Source organism: Actinoplanes rectilineatus (assembly GCF_000962825.1).
GTDB lineage: Bacteria > Actinomycetota > Actinomycetes > Mycobacteriales > Micromonosporaceae > Actinoplanes > Actinoplanes rectilineatus.
On sequence record NZ_JZKF01000060.1, the window covers coordinates 1 to 13,203 of the forward strand.

Here is a 13,203-nt window from a genome sequence, read left to right on the forward strand (position 1 = left end):
GCCTTGCAGGTGGGCCGTGGTGGACGGCTGGGTCGGTTGAGCCGTCGTCCAGGGTTGTTTTTGCCTTGCAGGTGGGCCGTGGTGGACGGCTGGGTCGGTCGAGCCGTCGGCCACGGTTGTTTTTGTCTCGTGGTTGAGCCGTGGCGGACGGCCGGGTCGGCTGAGCCGTCGTCCAGGGCGGTTCGAAGCTTGCGGGGGACCGTGGTGGACGGCTGGGTTGGTCGAGCCGTCAGCCACGGTTGCACCGGTCCGTCGCGGGCGGGCTGCACCAGGCCTCCCGGCGCAACCGCCAGCGACAGCTGACGCAATCGCCAGCGACGGCCGGCGCAATCGCCAGTGACGGCCGGTGCAGCCGCTAGTGACGGCTGGCGCAACCGCCAGCGACGGCCGGTGTCAGCTCGCGGGGGTGCCGTCGGCCGCCGTGCCGGGTGCCGGAGCGTCGCGCAGGCCCTTGAGCAGCGCGATGTCGGCGGCGTGGCCCTCGTGCTCCTTCGACGGCGTCTCCACGATGATCGGGACGCCGGTCGTGGCGGGGTGGGCGAACAACTCCGCGAACGGTGCCGCACCGATCCGTCCCTGGCCGATCGTCTCGTGACGGTCGCGGGTCGAGCCGCACTCGTCCTTCGAGTCGTTGGCGTGGATCAGCTGGAGGCGCCCCGGACCGACCGCCGTGACCAGGGCGTCCAGAGTCTCGGTCATGCCGCCCGGGGTGGCCAGGTCGTGGCCGGCCGCCCACGCGTGGCAGGTGTCGAAGCAGACGCCCAGCCACGGGTGGCCGTCGACCGCCGCGAGGTATTCCTCCAGGTCCTGCACCTTGGAGGCGAGGCTGCGGCCGCCACCGGCGCTCGGTTCGACGAGCAGCCGGGGCAGGCCCTCGGCCTGGGCCTGGTCGAGCAGCGGCAGTAGGGCGCCGCGCAGCTGGTGGAGCGCCTTGGCGTCGTGCGACTCGTCGACGGAGCTGCCCGCGTGGTAGACGACCGCGGTCGCGCCGATCGCCTTGCCGCGTTCCAGCGCGTGGGCCAGTGTCGCCACCGAGCGCTCCACTGTCAGTTCGGTGGGGGAGCCCACGTTCACCAGCAGCGAGGCGTGGATGTACGCCGGAATGTCCCGCTCGCCGATGCCGTCGCGGAAGAGGACGTCCTGTTTGGGGTCGCCTGCCGGGAGTGCCCAGCCCCGCGAGTTGGAGACGTAGACCTGCAGCGTCTCCGAGCCCGCGGCGTCGACGTACGGGAGGGCGGCCTTGGCCAGCCCACCCGACGTCTTCGTGTGTGATCCGATCCGGCGGTCTAGAAGCACTGCAGCTGCACCGTGCTCTGCGGCTGGACCTGGGTGTTCGCGGGCGGGTTCTGTCCGCGTACGGTGCCGTTCTGGTTGAAGATGATCTGCACCTGAAGGTTCATCCCCTGCAGCGTGGCCTGTGCCTGCTGGCACGGCTGGTTGTTGAGGTCCGGGACGGTGACCAGCGGCGGGCCCTTGCTCACGTCGAGGGTGACCTCGGCGTTCTTCTCCGCGCCGGTGCCGGCCTTGGGTGACTGGCCGATGACGGTGTCGGCGGCCTCGTCGCTCTCCTTGTAGCGCTCGACCACGGTGAGGCCCTTGCTGGACAGCTCGGAGCGGGCCTCGTTGATGTTCTTGCCGGTGAGGTCCGGGATGGTGATCGGCGCCTTGCCCTTGCTGAGCACCACGGTCACCGTGTCGCCCGGCTTGACCTGGGTGCCGGAGGCCGGGTCGGTGGAGAGCACCACGCCTTCGGGGGCGGAGGCGTCGTACTGCCCCTTGCCCTCCTTGACCTTGAGGCCGAGCCCCTCGAGTTCGGCCTTGGCCGCGGCCAGTTCGATGCCGACCAGGTCGGGCACCGGATGGATCTCCGGGCCGAGGGAGAGGCTCAGGGTGATCGTGTCGCCGCTGACGATCCTCTCGTCGGCGGCCGGGTTCTGGCTGACCACCGAGTCCTTGGGCACCGTGTCGCTGTAGACGCCGGTGCCGACCAGGACCTTGAAGCCCTCGGCGGCGGCGGACTGCTCGGCCTGCGCCTGCGACATGCTGACCAGGGACGGGGCGCTGCTGTAGCGGCCCAGCGTCACCCACCAGGTGCTGCCCAGGATGACCAGGGCCATCACCGCGATCAGCGAGACCATGGTGAGCCGGCGCCGGTCGGCGAAGAACCCGCCGGCCGGGGCCTCGGGCTCGGCGGCCCGGCGGTGCGGCGTGGTGCGGCCGCCCTGTTCGGGCAGGCGGGCCCAGGAGGGGCGGTGCGAGGCCTGGTAGTGGGTGCCGCCACCGGGGACCGGGGGCACGATCGCGGTCGCGTCCCGGGCCGGGATCATCGGCACCAGGCTGGTGGCGTCCGCCGCGTTGTGCCGCGGCGGGGGCGGGACCTGGCGCAGCAGCGCGGTCTCCACGTGGGCGGAGCCGAGGCTCTCGCGGACCGTCTGTACCTCGGAGAGCAGGCCGCCGGCGTCGGTGGGGCGTGCGCCGGGGTCCCGGCGGGTGGCCCGGGCGACCAGTTGGTCGAGCGCCGGTGGCAGGCCGGGCACGAACCGGGAGGGCGGCGGGACGTCGTTGTCGACGTGCTGCCAGGCCACCTCGATCGGTTCGGCGCCGTCGTAGGGCACCCGGCCGGTCAGCATCTCGAACAGCACGATGCCGGCCGAGTAGACGTCGGTGCGGGCGTCCGCCTGGCCGGTCTGCACCAGCTCCGGCGCGACGTATGCCACGGTCGCCATCAGCTGACCGGACTCGTCCACCGTGCTGGCCTCGATGGCCCGGGCCAGACCGAAGTCGGCCACCTTGACCACCGCGTCGACCAGGTCGGCGGAGCCACCGCTGGGCGCCTCGGCGACCAGCACGTTCTCCGGCTTGACGTCGCGGTGCACCAGACCTGACCGGTGTGCGGCGGCGATCGCGGCGAGCATCTGCTCGAGGATCGCCAGCGCCTCCACCGGGTTCAGCCGCTGCCGCTGGCTGAGCAGGTCGCGCAGGGTGTGCCCCTTCACGAACTCCATCACCAGATAGGGCAGACCCTGGTGGCGTCCCTGGTCGTAGACCGCGACGACGTTCGGGTGGGTGAGCCGGGCGATCGTCTTGGCCTCGTCGGTGAAACGGTCGACGAAGTGGACGTTCGTGGCCTGCGACGGGTGAATGATCTTCAGCGCGACGGCGCGCTCGAGTCGCTCGTCGGTGGCCCGGTAGACGGTCGCCATGCCACCACGGGCGACGCGACCGGTGATCCGGTAGCGCCCGTCAATCGTTGTGCCGATCAACGTATCGGCGACTGTGGTGTCCATCGGCGTGAAGTGTATGTGTCTTTCCGGTGAGGGCAGACCAGGATGTCACAGCTGAGTCCAAACGGGTACCCGAACAGGTCGTGACCTGCACCGATTCGCCCCCCGACCGAGGGGCATTCCGTAATTATCCGGCTACTTCCCGATGTGCCCGGCGATGGCTGCCGTCCGGCCCGGGGGTGTCCGATGAGGTGTTCGGTCCGGGTTCGGCGGTCCGGGTCGGTGCGGTCGAAGGATCCGATTCCGGGTCCTCACTCGGTGTCGGCGACGCGGTGGCGGTCGGTGACGGCCTGGCCGGAGTCGCCCGATGGGGTGAGGTCGGGGTCGGCACCGGGGGGATCCGGCACCCGCAGTCCTTCTCCTCGGGCCGGGCCGTGGGGGACCTCGTTGCCGGGGTCACTGTGGCGGAGGCCACAGTGACCGGGCCGGTGGGCGAGGGCTCCGACCCCGCGGCCCGGCCGGCGGCCACGGTCGCGGCGGCTCGTTCGCGCCGTGGCCCCGGCCCCATCCCGGCGACGCCGCCCCGGTCCGCAGGCCCCGTCGTGGTGATGGCCGGGGCCGCCGGCGCGGCCACCGTGGTGTTCGCGGCCGGCGTGGCGAAAAGGCGGGTCGCCGCGACGTGCGCGCCACCGGCCCCGGCCACCGCGAGCAGGCCGAACGTGGCCACCGCGACCATCCGGCGGGGCGGCCGGGCATCGGTCGTCCGGGGCGCCGGGACATCCATCAGGGAACCCGGGAAGGTGCTCATCCCGGTGGAGGTGACATCGAGCCCGGGCACCGCGGACACCGGTGGTTCCCGGCGCCGCCCGAGGTCGTACCCGATCGAGCGCCATGCGCCCGCGATCTCGCCACGGACCCGCTGCCACAGGCTCATCAACTGGTCTCCCCACTGGTCTGGCACGCTGTACGAGTGAGCGAACCCGTAACCGGCCCGACCGGATGGATCACCCTGCCGGACGTGTCCGAGAAGCTCGGCCTGTCGATCAGCAAGGTGCACCAGATGATCCGCGACGGCGACCTGATCGCCGTCAGGCGCGACGGCATCCGGCTCGTGCCCGAGGACCTGGTGGCGAACGACACGGTGCTCAAGCACCTGCCGGGCGTTCTCACCGTGCTGCACGACGCCGGGTTCAACGACGAAGAGGTCGTCGGGTGGCTGTACGCCCCGGACGAGACCCTCGGTGGCAACGCGGCGAAAGCCCTCGGTGGCGACCTGGCCCGTGAGGTGAAGCGCCGCGCCCAGGCGGTCGGTTTCTAGACCGACCGTCGGGTCGCGGCCGCCGCGAGCCCCTTCAGCACGGTGCGGGCCTCGTCCTCCAACGGGGCCCGTTCCAGCACGTCCAGCGCCTCGGTGCTGAGCGTGTCGATGCGCTGCTCGGTGGCGGCCAGGGCGCCGCTGTCCCGGATGATGGCGCGCAACCGCTCCACCCCGGCGTCGTCGAGCCCCTGGTCACCGAGGCCGGCGTCGAGCTCGTCGCGGCCGGTGTCGTCGAGCGCGGCGAACGCGGACGCCACCAGATAGGTCCGCTTGCCCTCGCGCAGGTCGTCGCCGGCCGGTTTGCCGGTCTGCGCCGGGTCGCCGAAGATGCCCAGCACGTCGTCGCGCAGCTGGAAGGCCTCGCCCAGCGGCAGGCCGAACCCGCTGTACGCCTCGACCACCGCGGTGCCCGCCCCGGCCAGCGCCGCACCCAGCAGCAGTGGGCGTTCCACGGTGTATTTCGCCGACTTGTACCGGGCGACCTTCCCGGCCCGTTCCTCCGAGGTGTCCCCGGTCGCCTGGGTCAGCACGTCGAGGTACTGCCCGAGGGTCACCTCGGTGCGCATGTCGTCGAAGACCGGCCGGGCCCGGGCCAGGTCCGGGAACGGCATCCCGGAGCGGTGGAGCATGTCGTCCGACCAGACCAGGGTCAGGTCGCCGAGCAGCACCGCCGCGGCGTCACCGAACGCGGCCGCCCCGCCCCGCCAGCCCTGCGCGGTGTGCCGGGCCTCGAACCGCCGGTGCACCGAGGGCTCGCCGCGCCGGGTGTCCGAACGGTCCATCAGGTCGTCGTGGATCAGGGCGCTGGCCTGCACGAACTCCAGCGCCGACACGGCCGCCACGATCTCGTCGGAGTCGAGGCCGCCGGCCGCCCGGTACCCCCAGTACGCGAACGCCGGCCGCAGCCGTTTGCCGCCGCCCAGCACGAAGTCCGTCACGGTCTCGGCCACGTCGCCGAGCGCCGGGTCGATGTCCAGCAGCAGGCTCTGCTTGCCGGAGAGGTAACCGGCGAGGGCCTTGTCGACGCGGGACCGCAGTCCGGCCACCTCGAGCGGAGAAGTCGTCACGACATGACGCTATCTGGTGCGGCCTGCTGTGTTTCGACCAGATCGTCAGGTCGCACCGCCCGGTACAGTGCTGATGTGTCTCTCGGACTCCCCTCCCGGCTGCCGGGCACCCCGTCGATCGGCTCGCTGATCCGCGCGGACGCGCCGACCTTCTCGTTCGAGTTCTTCCCGCCCAAGACACCGGCCGGTGAGCGTCTGCTGTGGCAGGCCATCCGGGAGCTGGAGTCGCTGGGCCCCAGCTTCGTCTCGATCACGTACGGGGCCGGCGGCACCACCCGGGACACCACGGTGGCCGTCACCGAGCGGGTCGCCACCGAGACCACCCTGCTGCCGATGGCGCACCTGACCGCGGTGAACCACTCGGTCGCCGAGCTGCGCAACGTCATCGGCCGGCTGGCCGGCGCCGGGATCCGCAACGTGCTGGCGGTCCGTGGTGACCCGCCCGGTGACCCGTCCGGCGAGTGGGTGCGGCACCCCGACGGCGTGCTGTATGCGGAGGACCTGGTCCGCCTGCTGAAGGAGTCCGGCGACTTCAGCGTCGGGGTGGCCGCCTTCCCCTACAAGCATCCGCGGTCGGCCGATGTGGAGGGCGACACCCGTAACTTCATCCGCAAGTGCCGGGCCGGCGCCGACTTCGCGATCACCCAGATGGTCTTCGACGCGGACGACTATCTGCGGTTACGGGACCGGGTGGCGGCGGCCGGCTGTGACACCCCGATCGTGCCCGGGGTGATGCCGGTGACCCGGATGGCGACGATCGAGCGGTCGGCGCAGTTGTCCGGAGCGCCGTTCCCGCCCGCGCTGCTGCGCCGGTTCGAGCAGGTGGCCGACGACGAGGAGGCCATCCGGCAGCTCGGTGTGCAGACCTGCGTGGAGATGTGTGCGCGGCTGCTCGACGAGGGCGTGCCGGGCATCCACTTCATCACGCTGAATCGGTCGACCGCGACCCGTGAGGTGTGGCAGCAGCTGGCGCCCGCGGAGATCGCGGTGCCGAGCGGGCGGTGACCTGGGACGAGTACTGCGCTGCGTGGTCCGGGCTGCACGGCGGCTTCGATCCGCGCCGTGCTTCTCCTCTTGTCCGAGGCTGGGTGCTTTTAGCGTACAAAATCGGATTTTTTCTAACCGAAAAGCGAGTGAAGCCGATAGCGGTGACCCTCGCCGGGGTGATTCTCTGCCTGGCCGTGCCGCTCGCGGCGCTGGCCGGGCGGCCGGGGTACGCCGCAGGCGCGCTGCTGGTGCTGCTGGCGTCGATGGCCGACGGGCTGGACGGTGCGGTCGCGGTGATCTCCAACCGGGTCACGCTGACCGGTTTCGTCTATGACTCGGTGGCCGACCGGATCGGCGAGGCGGCCTGGCTCGCGGCGTTCTGGGCGATCGGCGCACCGGGCTGGCTGGTGGTCGTCGCGGGTGCGCTGAGCTGGCTGCACGAGTACATCCGGGCCCGCGCGACGGCCGCCGGGATGCCGGACATCGGCGTGGTGACGGTGGGGGAGCGCCCGGCCCGGGTCTCGATCACGGTCACCGCGTTACTGCTCAGCGCGCTGTGGCCGATCCTGATCATTCCGGCCGTGGCCGTGTGGATCCTGCTCCAGATGATCGGTCTCGGACAGCTGACGTTCGCTGTCCGCAAAGCCCTGCGCTGATCTTTATTCGGTTGTCCGCGGTCGATGCCGCGCCTATTTTCATTTCTGACGGCAGCCGGTCTGAGCTGCGGTGATCGACTGTGGAAAAGGCGCGGAGGTGACGAACAATGAGCGTGGTCCTGGTGCTGAACGCCGACTGTGGACCGTTGCAGCGGGTCAGCCTCCGGCACGCGATCCGGATGCTGTTCCGTCAGGTGGCGGTGGTGCACGAGGCGCGGCCCGACGCGACCATCGGTGTCTATCCGATCCCGACCGTGGTGCGCCTGGTCAGCTACGTGGTGACCCGCTGGCGGCACGGCCGTGGACCGTCCTGGTCCCGGGCCGGTGTGCTGGCCCGCGACCGCGGCGTCTGCGCTTACTGCGGTAAGGCCGCGTCCACGATCGATCATGTGCTGCCGCGTTCGCGGGGCGGTCGCAACGAATGGTCCAACACCGTCGCGGCCTGCCACTCCTGCAACAACCGCAAGCGGGACCGGACGCCCGCCGAGGCCCGGATGCCGCTGCGGACCATCCCGTCCGCACCCACCTGGGGCTCCCTCGCCGGATAGTCCGGTCCGGGATCATCCGGGGATAAGCTTGTTTCATGGCTGCTCCCGTACGAACCCAGCTGGACATCAGCCGCCTGCTCACCGAGGCGGGCACCGTGCTGTCCAACCGGCTCGCCGCTGCGCTCGCCGAGGTCGACCTGACCCCGCGGGCGCAGTGCGTGCTGATCCACGCGCTGGAGGAGGAGCGGACCCAGATCCAGCTCGCGGCCCTGGCCGGCCTGGACAAGACGACCATGGTGGGCACCGTCGACGACCTGGAGCGCCGTGGTCTGGCCGAGCGTCGTCCGTCGGCCACCGACCGGCGGGCGCGGATCATCGCGGTCACCGAGCCGGGGCGGGCGGCGGCCGAGGAGGGTCAGCGGATCGTCGACCGGGTGCACGAGGAGGTGCTGGCCGACGTCGAGCCGGCCCGTCGTGAGGTGTTCCTCGACCTGCTGATCGGTCTGGCGTCGGCCGAGCCGGTTCCGGGACCGAAGGCGATCAGGCGTCCGCGCGGCCGCTGAAAGTCGTTCGCAAGCGGATAGTTCGGAACCGGACTATCTGTTACGGTAGGACTCATGAGTCCTACCGATACTCGCCGTGGCTCCACTCTGGCCGTGCTCTGCGCGGTCTCGCTGATGGTCGTCCTGGACAGCACCATCGTCGCGGTGGCGATCCCGGCCATCCAGGTCGATCTCGGGTTCTCCCCGGCCGGTGTGGCCTGGGTGGTCAACGCCTACCTGGTGGCCTTCGCCGGTCTGCTCCTGCTCGCCGGGCGCCTCGGTGACCTGCTCGGCGCCGGCCGGGTCTTCCTGACCGGGCTGGGCGTCTTCACCGCGGCCAGTCTGCTCTGCGGCCTCGCGCCGACCGCCGGACTGCTGATCGCCGGGCGGTTCGTGCAGGGTGCCGGCGGGGCGCTCGCCTCCGCCGTCGTCCTCGGCATGATCGTGCGGCTCTACCCGGAACCCGGCCCGCAGGCGCGCGCCATGGGGATCTACAGCTTCACCCAGGCCGGCGGCGCCGCGATCGGCTTCGTGGTCGGCGGCGTGCTCACCGACACCGCGGGCTGGCCGGCCATCTTCCTGATCAACGCGCCGATCGGGGTGGCCGCCTTCCTGGTCGGCCGCCGGATCCTGCCGCGTGACACCGGCATCGGCATCGGCCGGGACCTGGACGTCGCCGGCGCGCTGTCGATCACCGCCGGTCTGTCGGCGGGTGTCTTCGCGATCGTCGAGGGGCGCCCGGCGGTCGGGGCCGTCGCCCTTCTGTTGATCATTCTTTTCCTGGTACGCCAGAAGTACGCTCGCACTCCACTGGCGCCCCTCCGGCTGCTCCGCCGCCCGCGGCTGCTCGCCGCCAACGCGGCCGTCCTGCTGATCCTGGCGGCCGGCATGGGCTTCCAGTTCGTGAACACCCTCTTCCTTCAAAAGATCATGGGGTACGACGCGCTGCGCACCGGAGCGGCGTTCCTCCCCACCCCGATCGTGATCGGGGCCGTCTCGCTGTTCCTGGCCGCGCGGCTCACCGCCCGTTTCGGTCCGCGACCGGTCCTGATCAGTGGTCTGGCGCTGCTCGCCGCCGGCCTGCTGCTGCTCTCCCGAATGCCGGCCGACCCGTCGTACCTGGTGGACCTGCTGCCCGGGCTGCTCGTGATGGGGCTCGGCATCGGCGTCACCGTTCCGGCGATCATGATGCTGGCGATGGCCGGATCCTCCGACGAGGACACCGGACTGGTCTCCGGGGTCACCAACACCGCGCAACAGGCCGGCGCGGCGCTCGGGCTCGCGGTGCTGGCCGCGGTCGCCGCCGGTGTCTCCGAGTCCCGGCTGGCGGCGGGGGTGGCCGAGCGGGCCGCCCTGCACGACGGGTACAGCCTGGCGTTCCTGGTGGGCGCCGGTTTCGTCCTCGGCGCCCTGGTGATAGTGCTGACCGCCCCCTCGCCGGCCAGAGTGGTGACTTCCGGCGTCGTGGCCGGCTGAACTCACCACGCTTGCGGGGTTGTGTGGTGAGTTCGGGTGTTGTGGCCGGCTGAAGTCGCCACGCTTGCGGGGGTGTGTGGTGAGTTAGGTTGACCGGCGTGGCGGATCTCGGGGAGCTTCGGTCGATCGTGATCCGCCGTGCCCGGCTCGACGCCGCCGAACTGGAATCGATCGACCGGGCCCGCCGGGACGGTGCCACCTGGTCGGAGATCGCCGAGGCGCTCGGGCTGGCCAGCCGGCAGGCCGCCGAACAGCGGCGGCTACGGCTGGCCCGGTCCGCCGAACGGGACTCCCGGCCGGACCGGGAGCGCCTCGACCGGGGTTACGGGGCGCGTGTGGCCGGGCTGCGCCGCCGGGTCGTCGAGGTGAACCGGCGGATCGGCGCGGACCGGCGCTGGGACGGCCGGTTCCCCCGGGCGGAACTGGTCCGCGAGACGCTGGCGGCGGCCCCGGACGCGCCGGCGGGAGCACTCCACGACCTGGTCGAGGCGGTGCTGTCGGATGTGGCGGCGCCGGAGGTGCCACGGTTCCCGGCCCCGCTGCAGGCGTCCTGGGACGGGCTGCGGGAGTCGTTCACCGAACTTTGATCAGTGCGGCGTACTCGACGATGTGGCGCGGGTCGGTGGTGGCGCAACCCACGTAACCGTCCGGGCGGACCAGGAGCAGGCACTCCTCGCGTACCCCGGCAAGGGTGTCGAGAGCGAGATGACGCACCTGGACCGACCCGGGCAGGGTGGGCATCCCGCCGGTCCAGCCGACCGCGAGCAGCGTGGCGTGCGGGCCGCGCAACACGTCGAAGAGACGGCGGCCGTCGTCGAGGACCGCGTCCGGCATCCGGTCGCCGGCCCGCAGCTCGCCCGGATCGGCCCGGTGCTCGGCGGCGAGCGGACCGCCGCGGTAGTTCAGGGGCAGCTGGCGCAGCGCCGGATCGTCGCGGCGCATCGCCGCCTCGGCACCCTCCTCGACCTGTCGCCGGTGCAGGCGGGTGCTGATGCCGAGCACGCCCGCCGCCACCGGCAGGCGTTCCGCCTCGTAGGTGTCGAGCAGCGCGTCGTCCCCGGTCGCGAGCTTCCAGCCCAGGTTGTAGGCGTCCTGCACGCCGGTGTTGAGGCCCTGCCCGCCGGCCGGGGAGTGCACGTGCGCCGCGTCGCCGGCCAGGAAGACGTTGCCGGACCGGTACCGGGACACCATCCGGATGTTGGCCCGGAACTCGGTCGTCCAGCCCACGTCGGTGATCGTGATCGACGGGTCGAAGTCCGCCACCAGTTCGGCGAGCGGACGGTCCGTCGGCGGGGTGGTCAGCTGGAACCGGTCGGTGCCGGGCAGCGGGCACAGGCCGAGACCCATCGACCGGCCGTCCGCGCCGGGCCAGACGTGCCAGTGCTCCCGGTCCAGGCCGGTGACCAGCACGTCCGCGATGAGCAGGCGCTCCTCCTCGAAGGTCTCGCCTTCGAAGCCGATGCCGAGCGCCTTGCGGACCGTGCTGCGCCCACCGTCGGCGCCGACGATCCAGCGGGCCTCGACCACCTCGCCGGTGTCGAGCGTGACCGAGTCCTGGGTGACGGCGGTGACGCCGACGCCGTACTCCACCGGGATGCCGTCGGCGAGCAGCTCGCCGGTGCGCCACTGCGGGACCATCAGCGTGTTCGGCCAGGGTGCCTCGGCGGTGGGCTCGTGCGGCTCGTCCAGGCGCCAGTCCCGGGTGCCGCCGCCGGGCAGGTGGGCGCGCATCGGCGGATAGGGGGAGCCGGCCGTCAGGAACCGGTCCAGCAGCCCGAGGTCGTCGAGCACCTCCAGGGTGCGCGGCTGCAGCCCTTTGCCGCGGGAGCCCTCGAACGGGTGCGGTGACTTCTCCACGATCCGGTACGGCACCCGGTAGCGGTCGAGCTGGCGGGCCAGGGTGAGCCCGGTCGGGCCGGCGCCGACGATTACGGTGAATCCTGATTCAGTGAACATGGATTCACCATAGGGTGGTTGGTAACCTCCGTCAAGGTCAGGAGGTGGCGATGGCGGTGACAGGCGCACGCAGACAGGCGGCGGCACAGACCGAGGCGGAACTCAAGGCGGCCGCGATCCGGGTGTTCGCGCGGGTGGGATACCTCAACACGAAGATCACCGACATCACCGCGGAGGCGGGACGGGCGACCGGGTCGTTCTACAAGCACTTCGCCAGCAAGGAGAGACTGCTCGAAGCGCTCCTCGCCGACCTGCTCGCCGAAGGTGACGTGAGCGCCGGCCTGCCCGGCCACAACGGCGACTTCCGCGACCGGTCGGCGGTCCGCTGGCATGTGGCGCTGTTCTGGGGTTTCTACCGCCGCAACCGTGCGGTGATGACCGCGCTGAGCCAGGCCGCCATCGTCGACGAGGAGTTCGCCCGGCGCAGCCGTGAGATGCTCGAACCGGACCTGCACCACATCGCCGAACACCTGACCGGCCTGGACGTCCCCGGCGATCCGATGACGGCGGCATCCCTGTTCAGCACGACGCTGTCCGGGTATGCGGCGGCCTACTTCGCCGGCCCTGCCGAGCTGTCCGAGGAGGCGGCCATCGAGGCCCTCACCTCATTCCTGCACGCGGGCCTGGGCGGCCGGTCCGCGTAGCCCGGCCTGGCCCTCTGGCGCGGATACCAGCTCACCCTGGGATGCCCGGCCCTCGCCGCTGACTCGTTGGCATTTCACATCGGTTCGACTAATCTGGTCCTCAGGAAGCCCTGGGCTTCCGACCCAGCCTTGGGCCCCGCCGGAGAGCGGGGCCTTCGTGCATTCCGGGGGATCACGGAAACCAGCATTCCTGGTGGCTGATCTTCGGCTCGATGCGTTCGACGATGCGCGTCAGCCGGCGGCCCTGACTGCCATGGGTGCCGTGTCGTAGATACCGGTGCAGGTCGGCCCGGTGCTTCGACTGCTCACCGACCTCGTCCGCGATGACCAGAACATGCTCGCCACGCTGATCGGCGCACTCGTCGATACGTTCCAGCGGGTGGCGCAGGACCAGTTGGTGGGGAGTACCCGAGAGTAGGGCGCCGTGCGATGATGTGCCACATTCATGCCGCGGAGCACGAGCGCGGCGCCATGTGAGCCGATGGCGGCGAAAGCCTCGTTGTACACGCCGATCCGTGCGCGGACCGGAACACCCCGCCACCAGCCGGTGCCGTTGAAGAGTTCGTAACCGTGCAGCTCGGCGTTCTCCGGCACCCCGAAGGTCTTGACCGCCTTGTCCACCGCGGCATCCAGCGCGGAGGGGATGGCCTGTGCGCCCGGCCCGTCGCAGAGCAATGCCGCCATGTAATACCAGTCGGTGCTGTACGACTCATCGAGGTAGGCCAGCAGCACAGCGGAAGGCTACCGGGACGCAGGGCCTGGTGCTCGACCGTGGACTCGAACGGGGGACGGCTGCGGAGCTGGTGGCGCGGCAGGGAGAGTGCGCGGTGGGTCTCGCCGTGGGG

General features: G+C 71.4%; 14 protein-coding genes. 8 read left to right on the plus strand and 6 right to left on the minus strand.

Annotated elements, in window-relative coordinates; all coding sequences use genetic code 11:
• Positions 1-393: 393 nt before the first annotated feature.
• The 3 genes from WH85_RS32685 to WH85_RS51815 all read right to left on the minus strand — a co-directional run bounded on the left by WH85_RS32685 (position 394) and on the right by WH85_RS51815 (position 4,158).
• Entirely contained in the window at positions 394-1,296 is a 903-nt protein-coding gene (locus WH85_RS32685) for a deoxyribonuclease IV (protein WP_211275518.1), read from the minus strand.
• Positions 1,287-3,287 carry a Stk1 family PASTA domain-containing Ser/Thr kinase gene (gene pknB / locus WH85_RS32690; RefSeq protein WP_045745936.1) on the minus strand — a complete coding sequence of 667 codons (2,001 nt, stop codon included), beginning with the start codon at positions 3,285-3,287 and terminating at the stop codon, positions 1,287-1,289. The genes WH85_RS32685 and pknB overlap by 10 nt, the downstream gene beginning before the upstream one ends.
• A 124-nt stretch (positions 3,288-3,411) precedes the next feature.
• Positions 3,412-4,158, minus strand: coding sequence for a hypothetical protein (locus WH85_RS51815; protein ID WP_169792515.1), 747 nt, complete (start codon positions 4,156-4,158; stop codon positions 3,412-3,414).
• Positions 4,159-4,194: 36 nt separating this feature from the next.
• Here WH85_RS51815 and WH85_RS32695 point away from each other — a divergent pair, with 36 nt between their 5' ends.
• Complete coding sequence (locus WH85_RS32695; RefSeq protein WP_211275519.1) at positions 4,195-4,542, plus strand: Rv2175c family DNA-binding protein; 348 nt, start codon at positions 4,195-4,197, stop codon at positions 4,540-4,542.
• Here WH85_RS32695 and WH85_RS32700 read toward each other — a convergent pair.
• Positions 4,539-5,609, minus strand: a complete 1,071-nt coding sequence (locus WH85_RS32700; RefSeq protein WP_045745937.1) for a polyprenyl synthetase family protein — start codon at positions 5,607-5,609, stop codon at positions 4,539-4,541. The genes WH85_RS32695 and WH85_RS32700 overlap by 4 nt on opposite strands.
• 75 nt (positions 5,610-5,684) lie before the next feature.
• Here WH85_RS32700 and metF point away from each other — a divergent pair, with 75 nt between their 5' ends.
• From metF to WH85_RS32730, 6 genes are all read left to right on the plus strand, one after another.
• Positions 5,685-6,614 carry a methylenetetrahydrofolate reductase [NAD(P)H] gene (gene metF, locus WH85_RS32705; protein WP_045745938.1) on the plus strand — a complete coding sequence of 310 codons (930 nt, stop codon included), beginning with the start codon at positions 5,685-5,687 and terminating at the stop codon, positions 6,612-6,614.
• Positions 6,611-7,252, plus strand: coding sequence for a CDP-alcohol phosphatidyltransferase family protein (locus tag WH85_RS32710; RefSeq protein WP_083449424.1), 642 nt, complete (start codon positions 6,611-6,613; stop codon positions 7,250-7,252). Before metF ends, WH85_RS32710 begins: the two co-directional genes overlap by 4 nt.
• 107 nt (positions 7,253-7,359) lie before the next feature.
• Positions 7,360-7,800: an HNH endonuclease gene (locus WH85_RS32715; RefSeq protein WP_045745940.1), complete on the plus strand. Its 441-nt coding sequence runs from the start codon at positions 7,360-7,362 to the stop codon at positions 7,798-7,800.
• A 35-nt stretch (positions 7,801-7,835) separates the two neighbouring features.
• Positions 7,836-8,303 (plus strand): MarR family winged helix-turn-helix transcriptional regulator, encoded by a 468-nt coding sequence (locus WH85_RS32720; RefSeq protein ID WP_045745941.1) that lies wholly within the window; start codon positions 7,836-7,838, stop codon positions 8,301-8,303.
• Positions 8,304-8,357: 54 nt separating this feature from the next.
• Positions 8,358-9,758 carry an MFS transporter gene (locus WH85_RS32725; protein WP_045745942.1) on the plus strand — a complete coding sequence of 467 codons (1,401 nt, stop codon included), beginning with the start codon at positions 8,358-8,360 and terminating at the stop codon, positions 9,756-9,758.
• Positions 9,759-9,856: 98 nt separating this feature from the next.
• Complete coding sequence (locus WH85_RS32730) at positions 9,857-10,345, plus strand: hypothetical protein (protein ID WP_083449425.1); 489 nt, start codon at positions 9,857-9,859, stop codon at positions 10,343-10,345.
• On the opposite strand, the gene WH85_RS32735 is transcribed toward WH85_RS32730, so the two are convergent.
• The gene (locus WH85_RS32735; protein ID WP_045745944.1) at positions 10,332-11,714 is read right to left on the minus strand and encodes an FAD-dependent monooxygenase; all 1,383 of its coding nucleotides are present in this window, start codon (positions 11,712-11,714) and stop codon (positions 10,332-10,334) included. The genes WH85_RS32730 and WH85_RS32735 overlap by 14 nt on opposite strands.
• 50 nt (positions 11,715-11,764) lie before the next feature.
• Between WH85_RS32735 and WH85_RS32740 the strand changes: the two genes are divergently transcribed.
• Positions 11,765-12,358: a TetR/AcrR family transcriptional regulator gene (locus tag WH85_RS32740; RefSeq protein WP_045745972.1), complete on the plus strand. Its 594-nt coding sequence runs from the start codon at positions 11,765-11,767 to the stop codon at positions 12,356-12,358.
• Between the two features lie 231 nt (positions 12,359-12,589).
• On the opposite strand, the gene WH85_RS32745 is transcribed toward WH85_RS32740, so the two are convergent.
• Positions 12,590-13,090, minus strand: a complete 501-nt coding sequence (locus tag WH85_RS32745) for a hypothetical protein (protein WP_045745945.1) — start codon at positions 13,088-13,090, stop codon at positions 12,590-12,592.
• Between the last annotated feature and the right edge of the window lie 113 nt (positions 13,091-13,203).